The sequence below is a fragment of the Thiomonas intermedia genome, assembly GCF_002028405.1.
Lineage (GTDB): Bacteria > Pseudomonadota > Gammaproteobacteria > Burkholderiales > Burkholderiaceae_C > Thiomonas > Thiomonas intermedia.
This window is the reverse complement of the sequence record NZ_CP020046.1, coordinates 652,177-669,682: the sequence shown is the minus strand read 5'-3', so window position 1 is coordinate 669,682 and position 17,506 is coordinate 652,177. Positions and strand designations below refer to the sequence as shown.

Below are 17,506 nucleotides of genomic sequence, written 5' to 3'. Positions count from 1 at the left end.
GGCCTCACAGACTGCGCACGTTGGCGATGCCGTTCTGCTCCAGGATCGCGGCCATGTTGGTCTTGGCCACGTCGTCAGCGAAGGCGCTGTCGCGGAAGACACAGGTGGTGTCGCCGGTAGGGGCAAGCTCGGTGTGCCAGGCAATGATTCCCTGGGCAAGAGCCTCGACGGAACTTGCCTGAACCTGCGGATCCAGACACGCAATCAGGACACCGCCCGCGATGGCGTGCACTGCCTTCCCAGCTATCCCTTTCGTCTCCATCGGCACGCAGAGATCCAGGCCGAGCTTGATCAGTAACTCGAACAGGATGTCTTGCTCCGTTCGGCCCTCGACGATGTGCTCCTGATGGGCGAAAAGTGTCTCCGCTAACCCGTCGGGACGCGGCGACCAAACGGCGATGTTGGACTTGTCAAGCGTGAAGCTTCGGAAGCCCACGTCTGGACTTGCAAGCTGGCCTTCTGCCTGAATGCGCTTGCCCGCTCGTCGCAGGCGCTCTTTTGTCAGTTCCGACAGAACCGCCGGACGCCCAAGGGAGCTGCAATAGTCGCGCGCGATGCGCTTCTCCGACGAGTCTTCTATCGGTTCTGGCAGTTGGACAAGAACGAAGCGTCGGTGCCCTCCGTCCGAAGCATTCAATTGCATGATCGCTTCGCCAAAGCTCCCCGATCCTGCAAAGAAGTCCATGCAGAGATCGTCTGGCCCGCTGCCCAAGTGCGCGAGAAGCTTCAGTAGCTCCGTAGGCTTCGGCGTATCGAAGACGGACTTTTGCTCGAAGAGCACCTCCAACTCGCGGGCGGCATGCTGGTTAAGGGGCATATCCGGCAGGATGGACGGTGTGGTCATGCCAGGCTTGGCTTCGCTGAGGAAAAGCTTTCGCATGGGCGTGGTGGCAGTGCCATTGACTCCCCAATAGAGACGCCCATCTGCCTGTAGCCTTTGCATCTCCTCCTGGGAGTGCCGCCAGCACGTCCCATCTCGCGGGAAGACCACTTCGCCGGTGTGCGGGTTCTTTACCCCATAGTGAAGTGATGCGACGTCGCGGCCTCCCTTAGCGTTGGCAGTCGTGTCGATCTTCCGAAACTTCCCGCGCGGGTCTGGGCCCGTAGGCTCGCGGAAGACTTGGTACTCGGCGTCAGCCTTTTCTGTGCGTGGCATCAGGTTCAGCCGATCTTCTGCGACTGTTCGGAGATTGCCATCGCCCAGGGTCTTGCCGTAGACGAGGATGTGCTCATGAATTGAGCCAATGTTCCTGTCGTTTGGGGCTCCATCGCGCTTCTTCCAGATGAGGTCGATGATGAAGCACTCCGATCCAAACACTTCATCCAGAACCAGCCGCAGGTTTGCTACCTCCGTCGAGTCAATGGAAACGAATAGCACCCCGTCTTCGCGCAAAAGTGATCGGGCAAGCTTCAGCCGGGGATACATCATCGAGAGCCAGTCGGTATGGAACCTGCCGCTTGCCTCTGAATTGCTCGAGATGCGGCGGCCTCCCTCAACCTGGCCTGTCAGCTCCATGTAGTTCTGAATGCTGTTCTGAAAGTTGTCGGGATACACGAAGTCCTTGCCCGTGTTATATGGCGGGTCGATGTAGATCAGCTTGACCTTGCCCGCGTAGCTCTTTTGCAGCAGCTTCAGCACTTCGAGGTTGTCGCCCTCGATCATCAGGTTCTTCGTGGTGTCCCAGTCCACGCTTTCGTCCGGGCAGGGGCGCAGCGTGCCCGTGCTGGGCGTCAAGGCCAGTTGCCGCGCTGCACGTTTGCCGTGCCAGTTCAGGCCGTACTTCTCTTCGGCGTCGGTCACCGTCGCGTCGCCCACCAGCGCCTTCAGCACGTCCAGGTTAACGGCCAGGCCGTTCGGTCCTTCGGTCACCAGTTCGGGGAACAGGGCCTTCAAGTGGGCGACGTTGTCGGCCACCAGGTTGGCGGACTGGGCCTCCGGGCTGGCCGCTTCGATCTTCTGCATCGTCATGTGTTTCCTCCCTGCAAGCGCAGGCGATCAGTCTTTCAGGTGCACGAGACGTGAGACAAGCTCATGCATGGCCGTGTACGGCTGGGTGCCATCAAAGGCGTTGGTGAGCGCGGCCAGCCGCTGCGCACGCGCCGTGGCGTCGCCCAAGCGGGCCTGCGTGACTTGCCAATGGCCGCCGCCGCCCTTCTCGTAGCCGGGCAAATGAGCTTTCAGCCGGTCCAGCGTTTCGTGCCGGTGCAGCGGTGCTAGTACGTCCTCGAAGTGCATCAGCAGCCAGAGTTCGAAGCAGGGCACCGAGGCCACGGCCTCCACAGGCACCGCCACCCCGTTGTCATTGCGAAGCTTGCCGTTCTGCGCTGCAGCCTGGGCCAGTGCGGCGTGGTAGGTCTGGTGCTCGTCGCGGTCGAAGACCACGATGATCCTGTCAAACTCCCGGGGGTGGAGGCCACGCTCCCGGTCGCCCTGCTTGAAGACGGTTAGGGCGTAATCCAGCACCTGCTGCGGCTCGGTCCCGAACTGGCTGTGAAGCACCTGAACGTGCGCCGTCGCCAGCCGAAAAGTCTGTTGGATCTCGCGCAGGTATTGCGGTTCGGTCTTCTCGCCTTCGCAGACGATTAGCAGCCGCTCATACGGCTGCCGGACGGCCGAGCGCCGCCTCAGGTCGCGGGCGGCCTGCCGATGTTTGGGCTGGTTGTCCTTCCCCATCGCGTCAATGCACCCCGGCCTTGGCCGGCGAAGGCCAGTCGCCGAAGAAGGGCACGGCGCCGTAGCGGCCTGCCAGGTAGCCCCGCTCCCAGGCCTCTTGCTTGCGGGGGCTGAAGTCGGTCAGCGGGTACAGGCGAGTGGCCTGGTCGGCATCCTTTTCGGTAAACCAGATCTGGTCGCGCCGGAAGAGGGTGTGGTCCAGCAGCGAGGTGTCGTGGGTGCTGAAGATCAGCTGCGCGCCGTTCGGATTGAGCTCGGGCGTCTGGAACATGGTGACCAGGCGACGCACCAGCAGGGTATGCAGGCTCCTGTCCAGTTCGTCCACTACCAATACGCGCCCGTCACGCAGGCAGTCCAGCACGGGCACAATTAGGCCGTACAGACGCTGCGTGCCTTCTGACTCGTCATGTAGCTCGAACTTGGCAGATCCCTTGGTCGTGCGGTGTTCGAACACTGGCATCAAGAACTCACGCTCCTCTTGACTGACTTGTGGGCCACTGGCGCCGATCACCCACTGAGTGTGCATGCCCTTCCTGGAAACCGCCTGAACGTCGGCGATGGAGATGTCGGCGGCGGACAGGAACTCGCGGATCGAGGCCCGCCCTTGATCCGTTGCCAGCAACGCGGCGGTGAAGTCGGGCAATACGGTGGCGCCGGCAGGCAGGAACGTGATGTTACGGACGATCCAGTTAAACACCGGGCTGAGCTGTTCGCTGTTGAGCTGAGCAGCCATCGACAGGAAGAGGGCGTTGGGGCGCGTGCTCTCCTGCCACAGCTTGCGCGGGCCCGTCAGGTAGGTGCTGAACTCGTAGTCATACCCGTCGCCATCGGTGCGTTGCCGGCTGAAGAGTTGGGTGGGCTTGCTGCTGCGATACACCAACAGCGACTCGCTGACGATGCGCTGCGAGTTCATTGCGAACGCGTACTGGTGCCGCACGCCGGACAGCAGGAAGGTGATCTCGAACTCTGTCGGCTGCTGGGCAGTGGTCGGGTCCAGATTGAACGGCTGGACGTTGTAGGTCTGGCCGGGTTGGACCACGGTGGCTGACTCGGCCACCACGGCACGCAAGTAGTCCAACGCGCGCAGCAGGCTGGACTTGCCGCTGGCGTTGGGCCCGTAGACCACCGCACTGCGCACGGCATGGGGGGCCGCCTTCAGTCCGGTGGACGCCAAGTGCGTCGCGGCCAGTTCCTTGTCGCCGGACGCGATCAGGTTGAGGGCTTGCTCGTCACGGATTGAACGATAGTTTCGAACCCGAAATTCAAGCAACATGACCGATCTCCTAATAAATAAGGGTCTTATTTTTGCATAAAATATTCAGGAAAGAACAAAATTTTACTTGAAAACTTGTGGATATTGCCTCAAGCAATACAGCACAAGCCCGCGCTGAATCCGTGCCATCGCGGTGCGGTTCATAGTCGAGCACGGGCTGCTTTCAAGTTGGCTTCCAGCCGCTGCAGTGCCAAATTCAAGTCCACCTGCTTGGCGATCTGTCGCTCTTTGGCGGCCTGGCTGCGCAGGCGCGCCGCTTCTTGTTCCAGCCGTTGGCAGGCGCGCAGCGCTTCGCGCTGTGCGGCGGCTGCGGTGGGGCCGTTGGGCAGGCGGAAGTACCCAGTCAGGCAGGCGGCCTCCGCAGCGGTGAGGCAGTCCATCCAGCCCTGGTACAGGGCCATCAGATCTTGATGCGGCTGGCGTTCCAGGGCCATCGCATCCAGCAGCGGGCCCGCCACGGATGCGGCGTCGCTGTCGGGGCCAAGCAGCTCGGAGCGGACCAGCTCACCGTCGAGCACCACTTTGCCCGCCTCGTTCTGTGCAGCGCGCTTGTGAGCCAGGCTGAGGGCGAGCTGGGTCGGTGGCTTCGGCGACGAACCTTCGGACCCTACTGCGGCGGGCGACGCCAAAGCCTGAATCAGCAGCACGGGGTAGGGAACCGCCCGGTGCACCAGCTCAGCCAGTCGGAACCACTGAGATGCCTTGGTGTGCGTGGCACGCACCTGCACGCTCAGCACGGCCACTTCCAGGTACTCGCGCCCGGCGGCGCGGTATTCCGGGATGGCTACGGTGCCGGGTTTCAGCGCGGCGATCCACTGCAATTCCTCGATGCCGTCGGTCAGCAGGCGGCGGTCGGCCGCCGTTGGGACGCCGTGCTCGGCCAGCATCTTCTTGGGTACGCGTTGGTCCACCCGTGCGCGGTCGGGCAAGGCAAGCGCCTTGACCACGTCGTCTGCGGTGACCTGGTGCGTGGCCGTCATGGCGTAAGCGCGGCTCCGAAGGCCTTGACGGTGTCCTCGCTGTCGCGGCCCGACACGGTCTTGCCGGTGGCGGCTTCAATGAGCGCCAGCAGGGCGCCGGCACGCAGGCGGATGAAGGCATCAAAGTCGTCTGCACGCAGCGCGGCCACGGGGATGACGTGCGAAGTCAGGAACTCGTCCAGGCTGCTCGGCGGCACCTGCTTGGCCTTCTGGATCCGGCCCAGGTAGACGCTGGGGGCGTCACCGCTGATGAAGCGGTTGGTGCCGGCGGCCAGCGGCGCCTTGTTGATCACGCTGTTCCACTTGTCCTTGGGCAGCTTCTGCTTCTCGCACCACGCACGCGGAAAGATGTGGTGGATGTCGATGGCGTTGTTGAAGTAGGTGTTCAGGTCGATGGGCGTACCGCTGACGAAGTCGCGGCCGCCGTGCTTCATCAGCAGGGCCGCCAGGCCCTTGTAGGCCGCTGCCAGGCGGCTTTGCAGTGACAGCAGGCGGGTGGGCGCGAAGTTGGCGTCGCGCACCGTGCGCGGTTCGGTGCCGCCGTCCACCCAAGCCACCACGTCCTGCATGTCCATCGCGAAGCGCGTCTCATTGGCGCCGCCGTACAGCTCGCCCAGCACGCCGCTCCAGTACCAACGCAACAGGCTCTGCTTGATGCCATGCAAGGTTGTTCGTTCGCCCAGGTGGGCGCAGATCGCGGCCAGCGGAATCAGCTGCGTGGCATAGGGCAGGCTGCGCTCATCGAAGATCTTCTCCTCGGCAAGCAGCTCGGCCGCGCGCTTGAATCCCAGCTCCAGGGCCGCCTCCAGCGCCTTGAAGTCGGCCAGATCCAGCTTCAGCACGTCGGCACGCTTGCAGCTCACCGCTGTCTTCTGCGCCAGGTGCCGCTGGTAGCTGGCCAGCAGGGTGACGGCAGTCAGGAAGCTCGTGCCGTCCACGGCCTCCAGCACATCGTGCTTGGCGGTCAACCGTTCGCGCCGGGCGTCCCAGTCATCGCGCAGGTTGAACTCGTCCGCTGCAAAGGTGGCAGTCATCAGCTCGAACACGGTCAGCGTGACGCCGCCGGTGTTGACCTTCTCGAAGACCTGGCACACCGCCTCACGCGGCGTGTCTTGGGTCAGCTCGATGGCCGGTACCTTGAACTGCTGGAAGCGCAGCCAGATCTCGTTGCGGAACTTCTGCATGAACTGCATGGCTTCCGCGCCGAACTGGTGGTGAGCACTGAAACCGCTCTCCCAGGTCATGAAGCCCTGGATATTGAACAGCAGCGCCACCGGGAACAGGCGCTGGGCGTACTGCAGTTCAGGCGTGCTCACGTCGAGGTCGACCTTGCGGCCGAAGTCCGAGGTGACCTGCAGCGTCTCGGGGACCGAGATGACGGCTTCCTCGCGGTCGGCGTCCGGATCCATGCACTTGGCCATGTCCAGGAAGTAGAGCCGGCGGATGTCGGCCCCCTTCTCGGTGCGCGTGGGCACGGGCTGGCCGCTGCGCAACGACAGGTACATCGAGGTCAGGCGTTGCTGGCCGTCCAGCACCAGGGTCTTGGGTTTGGGGGCGGGCTGCAGCTGCACACCAGCGAACAGCCGGGGCTTGAACGGCACGCCACCGGCCTCCAGGAACATCACGGCGCCGATGGGGTACGACAAGGACAGGCTCGCGATCAGCGAGCGGATGTGGTTGTCATCCCAGACCCAGCCGCGCTGGAAGTCAGGCAGCTGAATCTGACCGGCAGCGATGCCGTCGAGAACGTCCTTCAGGGCGGGTTCTGCGGTGCGGAAGCTCATGGTGTCAGCCTTGCCATCACGACTGTTCGGGCTGGGCGGTGTCCCAGGTCGTACCGAAGTGCTTGCGCAGCGGCTCCAGCGCGAGCGGCAAGGCAGCGCCGCACGTCACGCCCAGGTACTGGGCAGCGCGAGTGGCGCCGACATACAGGAACTTGTCGAACAGCTCCGGACGCGCAGTGGCCAGCTGGTCGATGCCCACGAAGAAGACGGCCTCGAACTCCAGGCCCTTGATGTGCTGAACATCGAAGACCCGGACGTTGCTCTCCTGCCCGACAGCCTGGCCTTCGCGGCAGGCGACCACCTGAATGTTCTGGTTGGCGAGTGCCAGGTTCAGCGCATTGGCCACCGGTTTAACCTCGGCTTCCGAGTTGACGAAGATCGCCGTGGACGGGAGTCGCCCGTCGAGGAACCGGTCGATCCACTGAATCCTCGCAGCCAGCCAGCCCACGGCGTCTTCAAGAGATGCGTACTCCAGAAGCACCGGCGATTCGCCCTCGTTGTTGACCTCGGCGGGCAGGGTGGCCTCTTGGTCGGAGCCGCCGACGCACGCGATGATGTCTCGCGCCAGCTCGTTGAGCTGGCGGCTCTGGCGGTAGGAGACGGTGACACGCCGGATGTCAAAGTCCGCGAAGACCCACTGCAGCTCGTCGGCGGAGCGCGCCCCCCAGGTGGTCAGCCGCTGGTTGAAGTCGCCGCAGGCGAAGAACGACCGCAAGCGCGGGTGCGCCAGTGCCGCCATGCAGGCCAGCTGGATCGGCGAGAAGTCGGTGGCCTCATCGACGACGACCTGGCTGCGCAGGGCGCCCAGCACGGGCTTCAGCGACGCCCAGGCGTGGCTGTCGATGTCACGCATCACTGTGGGCCGCTGCAGCAGTTCGCCAGCCGACCGGAGAATCGCCAGAAGGACGAGATCCAGCTCAAGCGGGTTCAGCTCACGAGCCTCGAAGCCCGCCTTCGCATACCACTGGCCCTCGTCCTGGCGGACCTTCCGAAAAGCGCGGTAGCGCTTCTGGATGCCATCCACATAGCGCTTGACCGGGTTCACGAATCGCCGGGCATGGGCCTGGAGCAGCAGGCTTGTACCGAGTGCGCTCAGCTCGGCGGGCGCCAGCGTGCGGTCGCCCAGCCACTCGATGACCTTGCCGTTGCGGGTGGTCTTGTTAGTGGATCGTTTTGCTGCGGCATTGCGGGCCTGCGTGCGGACCGCTTGCATGTAGGCGTTGATGGCGGCCCCAGGACCGACCTTGGGCGCCGCCACGTCCTCGTCGTCCTCGGTGTCCTGGTCATCGTCGGCATCGGTATCGGCAGCTTGCTGCAGGCTCTCGATGAACTTCGCCAGCTCGCCGACCAAGCCCCGGTTGCGGGCGAGTTGTGCGTTCAGCGCGGCTTTGATGGTGGCGTCGGTCTCGTCCTTGAGGCGCGCCACGAACGCCTGTATGGCGGGAAGCTCGCCTGCCAATGTCGTGAACGTGGACGGCCACGGGCCATTCACTTTGAGGGTGGCTTGCAGGCGTTTGCCCAGTTGTTGCGCGGTCGCCAGCCCAGCGCCTGCAAGCGCCTGCGCGCTCTCCATCAGCTCGGTCCGGTACGCGGCGCCTTGCCAGGCTTGAAAGTCATCGAACCAAGCGATGGGCTGGGTCACGGCCGTCGGCTGCAGGCTGTTCACCTCCTTGAGGACGAAAGTGCCGCCGCCAGTGGCGGTCCGCAGGACGCCGAAGGTCTGTCTGGCCAGGTCGCGCCGGTGGTCAGCCCAGGTTCGGATGTTCTGGTCCGGTGCTGGTATACCTTCACGGGCAAAGGCCTCCTTCAGGTACTGCTTCAACAGCTCCGTCGGCGTGAACATCAGCCAGCTCTTACCGTGCGGCACCTGCTGACTCTGGGCAAGTTCCTCGGCGACGCGCTGCTCGTCTTCGTCCAGAAATTGGGCATCGAGCTTCTGACCCAGGCGCCGGATCAGCGTTGTCGTCTTACCAGTGCCCGGGGGGCCCAGCAACAGGACCCGGCGATTGAGCGGCAGGCGGAAGATCTCGTCCTGGAACTGGTCCAACACCGGCTGGTCGCGCAGACCCATCTTGGTGATGACGCTGCGCTTCATGCCCTCGATGACGTTCTGGCTGGCCTTGGCGCTCGCCAGCAACTGGGCAACCAGGTCCTCGACGGGTTCTGCCAGCTCTGGGTGTCGCTCCAGCAGCTTGCGCAGCGATTCGATGGTGACCGTTGGCGCATCATCCGACTGAACGACCGTGTAGGCGTCCCAAGATCCGGCCAGGGGCGACGGGCGCAGCTGCGCTCGCTCGACGACGATCAACGCCTTGCCATCGGGGCGGACGTACTCCTCGCCGACCGGCAATGAGGCCAGGCGACCAACCGGCGCGCGATAGCTGACCAAACCCAAGGTGCCTAGTCCTTGTTCGGCGCGGCAGAAGTAATAAGCGGTGCTGTGCCCGTCCTCGTCTTCGGCGATGACCCGGGCGATTGCTGGCTCACTTGCTAGCTTTTGATACGCGGACTCGTTGGCCTCATTGATCTTGCGGATCGCTCGCTCTTCTTGATCCGAGTTCAGCGTGTTCCCGCCGGTGGCCAGAGCGTCTATGCCGAGTCGGCGCGGGTTGGCCAGCCACTGCCGGGCCGTGCTCGCCACGGTGTCGAGCTTCTCGACGACATCTCTCGCCAGCGGCTCAAGGCGTTCGCTGTGCTCCATGCTCATGCGCTGCTCCCTTTGTGGTCTTGGGCAGGCAGTACCACTAGGTATGCCAGCACCTCGAAGTCACCGGCCCCAGCGAACTCGCCCTTCATGGCATGCGTGCCGCCAGGCGAGAACAAGCTGGCGACGGCGCGCTCTTCGACCTTGCCGACTACCGAGGCCACGGCCGAGGCCAGCAGCTTTTGGGCGTGCCGCATGTCCTCTCCTTGGCGGGTCAGCTTGTCGTGGCGGTTGCTGGCGCCCAGGTCGGGCAGTTCGCGGCCCAGGGTCAGGCGCTTGAGGCGGTCCAAGATGCGCTTGGCTTGCGGGTAGGCCAGCACCGTGGTGCCGTCGTCGCCCACATGGGCCAGGTAGATCGGCGCCAGTGGGTAGTCGGCAGATCCCGCGCCGACCGGGGCCTTACTTGCCCCGGCACCTTCGGCCCGCAGGCAGAAGATGATCCCGGGCTCGATGTCGGCATCGATGCTGCTGGTGACGGCGTGGGCGCCGAGCGGCATGCCGTTGAGCCCTCCCGGATGATCCCGGAGGAACTGCGCCAGGTCGATGCGGAAGTCGGTCAGAGTCAGGTCTGTGATGGAGACCCCGCTGCTGAGGTCCTCCATGTCGATGACTGAGTCCTGCAGCTTCAGGAGCTGCTTGCGGCGGTACTCCAGGTCGTTCATCGGGTCGCCGGACTGTTGCTCGATGAGGTTCTCCTCACCGGTGGCCGACACGTCCAGCAGCACCATGCGCCCGCTGACGCGCTGCTCCAGGTTGATGTATTCGTCGAGCGCGATGTTCGGCCAGAAGTTGACCAGCTGGATGCTGCGGTTGGGCGAGCCGATGCGGTCGATCCGGCCGAAGCGCTGGATGATGCGGACCGGGTTCCAGTGGATGTCGTAGTTGATGAGCCAGTCGCAGTCCTGCAGGTTCTGGCCTTCGGAGATGCAGTCGGTCGCGATCAGCAGGTCAATCTCGCCTTCACCGGCCATGTCGGACGGGCGCTCCTTGGCGCGGGGCGCGAAGGCCGAAAGCACGCTGGTCATGCTCTTACGCAGGCCCGGCAGAGTGGTCTGGATGCCGGCGCTGCCGGTGACTAGGGCGGCGTCGATGCCCAGCGTGGCCTTGGCCCAGGGCGCTAGGTTGGCGTAGAGATACTGGGCAGTGTCTGAGAACGCGGTGAAGACGATGATCTTGCGATTGCCGTCGTTGATGGGGTTTCGGCACTTGTCCTCGACCATCTCCCGCAGCTTGGCAAGCTTCGCGTCGCGTGCGGCGTCCACCTGCTGGGCAGCGGTCAGCAGCGTGTCCAGGCGGTTGCGGTCCTCCACCAGATCCTGACGCCATCGGATGAGGTCCACGTCGCCCAGCAGTACCTTGACCTTGCGGCCGACTAGCAGCGCCTCGAAGGCGGAGTCGTCGATGTCCACGTCGGCGATGTCCAGCTCTTCGATGCCGTCACCGTTGGCCGCCTCGTCAGCATGCTGCTCGATTTGTCCGAGCACCGCCTCCACGTCGCGGAGTTGCCGCTGCAGGGTCAGTGCGAACGACGACACCGCGCTCTCCATGCGCTTGAGCACGTTTACCCGCAGCAGGTGGATGAGGCTTTCCTCGCGGTCGGCCTGGCGGAAGAAGCTCTCGCCGCCCCGGATCTCGGTGCTGTACTTGGCGTCGTACGCTGCCTGCTTGTGCGGCAGCACGTAGCGCAGCGGCGCGTACGCTGCCAGGTTCAGGCGCCGGATTTCCAGGTTGATGTCCTTGATGGCGCGGAACTGGCCCGCCCGGTCCACGTCTGCCTTGATGTTGATGGGCGGCCGGCGGTCCGGAAAGCGGCCGGTCTCCTGCGTGCCGTAGTACTTCTGGATGTGCCGGCGCGACCGTGCGATGGTCAGGTGATCCAGCAACGTGAAGTAGTCGAAGCCCAGCATCTCAACTAGGCGACTGGGGGTGCGCTCGGCCTCTTCCAGGCCGAGCCAGCGGTTGAACTGGATCTGCGCCTTGCGCGTGGTCTGCTGGATGCTGTCGATGCCGTAGTCGGCCAGCGCTGTGTCTTCGCCCTCCGTGGCGAAGGCGATCTGATTGCGAAGGTCGGTCAGCCGGTTGTTCACCGGGGTGGCCGACAGCATCAGCACCCGGGTCTTGACTCCTTCCCGGACGATCTTGCGCATCAGTCTGTCGTAGCGCGTCTCGGTGCCTTGTCGGGGCGACTTCTTGTTGCGGAAGTTGTGGCTTTCGTCGATGACGACCAAGTCGTAGTTGCCCCAGTTCACGTGAGACAGGTCGATGTCGCCCGATTGGCCGCCGTCGCGCGACAGGTCGGTGTGGTTCAACACGTCGTAGTTGAACCGGTCCGCCGCCAGGATGTTGCGCTTGTCATTTGCCTTGTAGAGGGTCCAGTTGTCGCGCAGGCGCTTGGGCGCCAGCACGAGCACGCGGTCGTTGCGCAGTTCGTGATACTTGATGACGGCAAGGGCCTCAAAGGTCTTACCCAGACCCACGCTGTCCGCGATGATGCAACCGCCGAAGCGCGCCAGCTTGTCGATAGCCCCCACCACGCCGTCACGCTGGAACTTGAACAGCTTCTTCCAGACCACGGTGTTGCGAATGCCGGTCGCGGACTTGACGATCCTTTCTTCGTCAAGCGCGTCTTCCCGGTCACCGAACAGGTAGTTCAGCATCAGCGCGTAGACCGCGAACGGCGCTTGGTGCTCGCCGATGGATTTAAGCTGGGTGAGCAGAACCTGCCGCGCGGCATCGGCGGACTCGGAAGCCGCCGGAAGCGACTTCCATTGCTGGTCGAACCATTGGGCCAGCATGGCGGCTTCTGCAGCGCTCTCCGAGGCTTGCGTCAGGCTCAGGGGGTTGCCGGGCGTCAGCCCCAGCCCTTCCGTGCTCATGGCCACCGAACCCATGACGACTTGCTCGGGGGTACCCTGCGCGTTGCGCAGCACGGCCGTGCCCTGCGGGATCCGGCCGGGTGCGCGCCGCACCTCCACCTGGCTCTGTAGCCACGCGGCGCACTGATTGGCCAGCCACCGGGTCTGCAGCCGATTGCGGGCTGCACGGTCGCCTTCGCCGCCCTGAATCTCCAGGTCCTGGCCTTCGCCCGGCAGGATGAGCTGGGTGCCGCTCACGCGCGCCAGGGCATCGCGCAGCTCGGCGTAGGCATGCAACGAAAAGGTCGGCGTCATGAACGCCAGCGACTGGCCCGCCTTCAGGTGGGGGCGCAGCAGGTCGATGGCGCGGTCGGCGCCCCGGTTTTGTACCAGCTTCATCGTGCGCGCTTCCCCGCTGCTGGGTCATCGGCGACGGGGCTGGCCGCTTGGGCGGCGATCCAGCCGTCGATGTCCGCGCGCTTGAAGCGCCAGGTGGCACCGACCTTGAACCCGGGCATCTTCCGCGCGACTGCCAGGCGGTAGACCGTGCGCTGGTTGACCCGTAGGTAGTCAGCGACCTCCTTGATGGTCATGACGGTGTCTGGCGATTGTCTCATTTGTATCTGCTGATTCTGGTGTAAGGCAGTGTAAGCTAGTACAAGAGGAGGCTTTGGGTTGCAATGAGATCACTCAGGCCTTGTCGGCGAGCAAGCTACTTTAGTAGTGGCGGCCTGAGGGGGCGTTAAGCCTCTGCAGGCGTTCGCAAGTGCAGCCAAGGTTCGGGTGTCGACCACGAGGGCAGCCCCCGAAACAGCTACGCCGTTGCTACTGGATCAGGTACGCCGCCCACTTGCGCATCAAAGCCCGCCGCTTGTCCAGCAAATCCCCCCGCCGATAGGCGGCCTCGACTTGGTTCTGGATGATGTGAGCCAACGCCATTTACTTCTTCCGTGCGACAGGCCGTCAGAATCGTGAACTGCAAAGCCTCATGCTCGACCGCTGGCGCACCTCGGCCATGAACGCGGGTACATCACCGAAGGGCGTCGCCGCGTGATGCTCGCCCCGGCGCAATTGGCCGCTCAGGGGCTGTTGCTCAAGGAAGGCACGGCCATCGACGCCACGCTGATCGCGGCACCCAGTTCGACCAAGAACAGCACCGGCACACGCGACCCCGAGATGCATCAAACCAAGAAGGGCAACCTGTGGCATTTTGGAATGAAAGCCCATATCGGCGTGGACGCCGACAGCGACCTGGTGCACACGGTGGTGGGCACACCGGCCAACGTCAATGACGTGACCCAGGCGCATGCGCTGGTGCATGGCGAAGAATCGGCGGTGTTCGCCGATGCGGGCTACCAGGGCGTGGACAAGCGCGATGACACGCAGGCCATCGACACCCAGTGGCATGTCGCGATGCGTCCGGGCAAGCGCTGGCTGCTCGACAAGGCCGATCCCAAGGACGCCATTGCCGAACAACTCGAGCACGTCAAGGCGCGCATCCGTGCCAAGGTGGAACACCCGTTTCGAGTGATCAAGCGCCAGTTCGGGCACATGTAGGTCCGCTACCGCGGACTGGCGAAGAACACCGCCCAGTTGCACACGCTGTTCGCGCTGAGCAATCTGTGGATGGCGCGCCACCGACTGATTGGCGCCATGGGATGAGTGCGTCCGCAAGGCGTCAAAACGCTGCCCAGTGCAGCGCAAAACTCGCTGCGATCCCGAATGGGCAGGCGCTTTCGGCCCCAAAACGCGGTCCGATGGCCATGACACGCCATCCCCACGCCAGCCGTTCATCCATTCACGCTTTTTGGACACCATCCCTGAGTAGTGCGCCCCCTGCAAGCAGTCAGTGCGGATGCAAGACCTATTGCAAGGCAAGTCGATGGGCACGATGCGTTAGCTTGAGCGGCACGAGGGAGTCGTTGGCAAAGGACGAAACGGTGCAAGTCCAAGGTGAAAAACTCGGTGTCGACGATAAATAATTAACGAATATTCAAATTATTGGCTTGAGTTAGTGTAATCGTTTGAAACAATGGGAATGCCTATGATGTTGTTTAAGTATAGTGATGAATCGAAGCCTTTCGTCGGATCGGGCCCGGGACAATCTGGCAGCCCCAGCGGAGGTAAGGGTTCCGGTTTGCCGAGACTAGAGACTTCCGACACGCCGACGTTCAGAGCGCGAGGAACACAGACATGCACGACATCATTTGCCCGCATTGCGGCAAAGCCTTCAAGATCGATGAGGCTGGGTACGCGGACATCCTGAAGCAGGTCCGCGACAACGATTTCGAGAAGCAACTGCACGAGCGGCTCGAACTGGCGGAGCAAGATAAACGCAATACTCTTGCACTGGCGAAGGCCAACGCTGCCAGTGAATTGCAGAAGGCCGCCGCCGCCAAGGACACACAGATTCAGGAGCTCAAGGCCAGCCTCGGTGCCAGTGAGTCCGAGCGGAAACTTGCCGTGGCGGAAGCCCTTAGGGCCGTGGAAAAGGAACGCGATGCGCTCGCGAGTGAGCTCGCAAAAGCACAGCACGACCACAGGGCGGCCTCCGATTTAGCCGAGGCGAGGCTCGTCAGCGAGCTCCAGATGGCCGCGGCAACGAAGGATGCGGAAATCCTGGGCTTGAAGGCCACGCTGAATTCCATTGAGGTGGCGCAGAAGCTTGCGATTACCGAAGCGGTCAGCGCCGTTGAGAAGGAGCGCGACGAGCTGAAGAGCGGGCTTGATCGAGCGGCGCTGGAAAAGCAACTGACCGAGCAATCCCTCAAGGACAAGTACGAAACGCTGATCAAGGACCGTGACGAAGCCATCGAACGGCTCCGCGACATGAAGGCGCGCCTGTCAACCAAGATGGTGGGTGAAACCCTCGAGCAGCACTGCGAGACTGAGTTCAACCGCATCCGGGCTACGGCTTTTCCACGCGCTTATTTCGAGAAGGACAACGACGCCCGATCTGGCAGCAAGGGCGACTACATCTTCCGTGACAAGGATGAGGCTGGGACTGAGATCGTCTCGATCATGTTCGAGATGAAGAACGAGAACGATCAGACAGCAACGAAGAGCAAGAATGAGGACTTCCTCAAGGAGCTCGACAAGGACCGCTCAGAGAAGGGATGCGAGTACGCGGTGCTGGTGTCCCTGCTCGAGCCCGACAGCGAGCTGTACAACACGGGGATCGTGGACGTGTTCCACCGCTACCCGAAGATGTATGTCGTCCGACCCCAGTTCTTCTTTCCAATCATCACGCTGCTGCGCAATGCAGCGATGAATTCCCTCAAGTACAAGTCGGAGCTGGCGCTAGTCAAAGCGCAGAACATCGACATCACGAATTTCGAAACGGGGCTCGATGCCTTCAAGACCGCTTTCGCGAAGAACTACGACCTTGCTTCAAGGCGCTTCCAAACGGCCATTGACGAGATTGACAAGTCAATTGAGCATCTGCAGAAGACCAAGGAAGCCCTGCTCGGCACTGATCGGAATCTGCGTCTTGCCAACGACAAGGCTCAGGAGGTAACTATCAAAAAGCTGACTCGAGGCAATCCGACAATGGCCGCCAAGTTCGCCGAGCTGAAGAATCAGGATCAATCCGATGCCGGATGAGGCACCGACGGCGCTGATCTGCGTGGATGTGTGGCGGCGCAGGCTACTACGGCCGCGCTTGGTTCATTTTTCTTGTCAATTCGTACTGCCCAACCTGTTGAGTGCTCCCAATGCCCGCGTCCACGTGCCTGCCCGTCTCGTTATTGATCGTTGTAACCTATTTTGGCATTTTTTCTGGATCCGCCTTGGCTGCTCCTGCTGTGCCGACCGAGTCGCAAGCGATGCAACTGCTCTATGGACACACCTATACACAGCGCGGGTCGGTGGTGAATACCGCAGACACGCTGGGCATGCGCGCTAACAAAGAGTCTGGCTACAACCACACCATTACTGAATACGTCACGCCTTGGAAAACCGCGACCGTGACGCTCAATGGCAAGACCTACTTCATTGCCACGGGTCAGGGACATGCGGTCGGCGATCCCAAGGATCCTTCGTTTGCTGCACATGTCCAGTCCGCCTATATCTCGGCGATCTGGTTTTCCTTGGAAGGAAGTCGTTGGGTGCCTGCCGGTAAACGCCTGAACCTCGCCGCTGATGGCTCTTTCGGGCAAGTGAATGGCAGTCCCTGGAGTGTTTTTCCGCAAATGGCGCAGCTGAAAAGCAGCATCTTGCTCGTCGCAGACGAGGGCGGCTACATGAATCAAGGCTACGGCTCAAGTTGGTACCCGGTGTATGTCTTTGACACTACAGGACTGCACTTCTTGGGCTCCTTGAGCAGCGGCGGCGACAACACAGGCGCCGGGGCAACGCCGCCTATTTCGTTTACTGGCAAGATCGTCGCAGCCACCACTGCCCCCGATGGGCAGCCACAGATCACCCTGTCTTACAGTGGTGAGACGGTGATTCAGGGCAAGCCGGTCAAGCTCCAGAGTATGTTGTGCAATTTCCTGTATCGACCGGATGCAAAGCATCCGGGCCAAGGCAGCTTCATGCCCACGACTCCGTCATGCGCCGAGATTGTCGACAGCAGCAGCTTTTGAGAGTACGAGAAACACCATGAAACGATATGTTTTTTCGGGAGTTGCATTGGCTGCGTCCCTACTGCTTGCTGGCTGCAACCTGTCCGACCTTTCTGGCCCGAAGGTGAAGGTCTCGCAGTGCTGGTCGGATGGCACCAACCAGACGGTAGCCCAAATCGTAGAGCCTAACCTCAAAACAGGTCTCCAAGCTGCCCTTGGAATTCTGGGGGTTGATGATGCCATGACCCGGGATCTCACCATCCGGTTGAAACTAAGTTACCAACACCCCATCAAAGCCGACCCGGAAATTGGCGCCGTGGAGTGCAACGCATCCGCAGATGCGACGATCACCACGCCTGCACATCCCAATGGTGTGGTGCTCCACGCCGATGACCTGAACTACAGCATCTATCCTGGAAAAGATGGTGCTGTCATTACCGCATCAACCGCAGCTTTTTCTGACGCGCTACAGGCGCACTTGAGCGAGATCGCCAAACTCGTGCGTCCGGCACCCCAGCCCGCGCCTCAAGCGCCAGCACCACAGGCGCAACCCACTGCACCTGCATTGATTCCGCAAGCGCCTGCAGAATCAGCACCAGCATCGGCGCCCGCAAGCGCATCTTGATGCTCCTTTGGTCAAACGCGTGCTGAACCGGCGCACCTGTTGATAC

At 62.6% G+C, this 17,506-nt stretch carries 11 protein-coding genes and 1 pseudogene; 4 read left to right on the top strand and 8 right to left on the bottom strand.

Annotated elements, in window-relative coordinates; genetic code table 11:
* Positions 1-4: 4 nt before the first annotated feature.
* The 8 genes from BVH73_RS03035 to mads1 form a co-directional block, all read right to left on the bottom strand.
* A complete protein-coding gene (locus BVH73_RS03035; RefSeq protein WP_079420277.1) occupies positions 5-1,963 on the bottom strand; it encodes a site-specific DNA-methyltransferase in 1,959 nt (652 codons plus the stop codon).
* A gap of 33 nt (positions 1,964-1,996) precedes the next feature.
* A complete protein-coding gene (locus tag BVH73_RS03030) occupies positions 1,997-2,674 on the bottom strand; it encodes an RloB family protein (protein WP_079415975.1) in 678 nt (225 codons plus the stop codon).
* Between the two features lie 4 nt (positions 2,675-2,678).
* Complete coding sequence (locus tag BVH73_RS03025; RefSeq protein ID WP_079415973.1) at positions 2,679-3,947, bottom strand: AAA family ATPase; 1,269 nt, start codon at positions 3,945-3,947, stop codon at positions 2,679-2,681.
* 140 nt (positions 3,948-4,087) lie between these two features.
* Positions 4,088-4,927: a DUF4391 domain-containing protein gene (locus BVH73_RS03020; RefSeq protein ID WP_079415971.1), complete on the bottom strand. Its 840-nt coding sequence runs from the start codon at positions 4,925-4,927 to the stop codon at positions 4,088-4,090.
* The gene (locus BVH73_RS03015) at positions 4,924-6,711 is read right to left on the bottom strand and encodes a DUF262 domain-containing protein (RefSeq protein ID WP_079415969.1); all 1,788 of its coding nucleotides are present in this window, start codon (positions 6,709-6,711) and stop codon (positions 4,924-4,926) included. The genes BVH73_RS03020 and BVH73_RS03015 overlap by 4 nt, the downstream gene beginning before the upstream one ends.
* Before the next feature lie 16 nt (positions 6,712-6,727).
* Complete coding sequence (locus BVH73_RS03010; protein ID WP_079415967.1) at positions 6,728-9,418, bottom strand: ATP-binding domain-containing protein; 2,691 nt, start codon at positions 9,416-9,418, stop codon at positions 6,728-6,730.
* Complete coding sequence (locus BVH73_RS03005; protein ID WP_079415965.1) at positions 9,415-12,669, bottom strand: helicase-related protein; 3,255 nt, start codon at positions 12,667-12,669, stop codon at positions 9,415-9,417. The genes BVH73_RS03010 and BVH73_RS03005 overlap by 4 nt, the downstream gene beginning before the upstream one ends.
* Entirely contained in the window at positions 12,666-12,887 is a 222-nt protein-coding gene (gene mads1, locus BVH73_RS03000; RefSeq protein WP_079415964.1) for a methylation-associated defense system helix-turn-helix domain-containing protein MAD1, read from the bottom strand. Before mads1 ends, BVH73_RS03005 begins: the two co-directional genes overlap by 4 nt.
* A 451-nt stretch (positions 12,888-13,338) precedes the next feature.
* Here mads1 and BVH73_RS02995 point away from each other — a divergent pair.
* The 4 genes and pseudogenes from BVH73_RS02995 to BVH73_RS15680 form a co-directional block, all read left to right on the top strand.
* Positions 13,339-13,932: pseudogene (locus BVH73_RS02995) on the top strand (IS5 family transposase); the annotation flags it as partial.
* 531 nt (positions 13,933-14,463) lie between these two features.
* Entirely contained in the window at positions 14,464-15,873 is a 1,410-nt protein-coding gene (locus tag BVH73_RS02990; RefSeq protein ID WP_079415962.1) for a DUF2130 domain-containing protein, read from the top strand.
* Between the two features lie 110 nt (positions 15,874-15,983).
* Positions 15,984-16,856 carry a hypothetical protein gene (locus BVH73_RS02985; protein WP_154048406.1) on the top strand — a complete coding sequence of 291 codons (873 nt, stop codon included), beginning with the start codon at positions 15,984-15,986 and terminating at the stop codon, positions 16,854-16,856.
* 16 nt (positions 16,857-16,872) lie between these two features.
* Positions 16,873-17,460: a hypothetical protein gene (locus BVH73_RS15680; RefSeq protein ID WP_154048405.1), complete on the top strand. Its 588-nt coding sequence runs from the start codon at positions 16,873-16,875 to the stop codon at positions 17,458-17,460.
* Positions 17,461-17,506 lie beyond the last annotated feature (46 nt).

Coding starts and splice junctions, on each gene's coding strand:
- BVH73_RS03035 (WP_079420277.1), bottom strand. CDS start 1,963: ATGCAGAAGATCGAAGCGGCCAGCCCGGAGGCCCAGTCCGCCAACCTG.
- BVH73_RS03030 (WP_079415975.1), bottom strand. CDS start 2,674: ATGGGGAAGGACAACCAGCCCAAACATCGGCAGGCCGCCCGCGACCTG.
- BVH73_RS03025 (WP_079415973.1), bottom strand. CDS start 3,947: ATGTTGCTTGAATTTCGGGTTCGAAACTATCGTTCAATCCGTGACGAG.
- BVH73_RS03020 (WP_079415971.1), bottom strand. CDS start 4,927: ATGACGGCCACGCACCAGGTCACCGCAGACGACGTGGTCAAGGCGCTT.
- BVH73_RS03015 (WP_079415969.1), bottom strand. CDS start 6,711: ATGAGCTTCCGCACCGCAGAACCCGCCCTGAAGGACGTTCTCGACGGC.
- BVH73_RS03010 (WP_079415967.1), bottom strand. CDS start 9,418: ATGAGCATGGAGCACAGCGAACGCCTTGAGCCGCTGGCGAGAGATGTC.
- BVH73_RS03005 (WP_079415965.1), bottom strand. CDS start 12,669: ATGAAGCTGGTACAAAACCGGGGCGCCGACCGCGCCATCGACCTGCTG.
- mads1 (WP_079415964.1), bottom strand. CDS start 12,887: ATGAGACAATCGCCAGACACCGTCATGACCATCAAGGAGGTCGCTGAC.
- BVH73_RS02990 (WP_079415962.1), top strand. CDS start 14,464: ATGCACGACATCATTTGCCCGCATTGCGGCAAAGCCTTCAAGATCGAT.
- BVH73_RS02985 (WP_154048406.1), top strand. CDS start 15,984: ATGCCCGCGTCCACGTGCCTGCCCGTCTCGTTATTGATCGTTGTAACC.
- BVH73_RS15680 (WP_154048405.1), top strand. CDS start 16,873: ATGAAACGATATGTTTTTTCGGGAGTTGCATTGGCTGCGTCCCTACTG.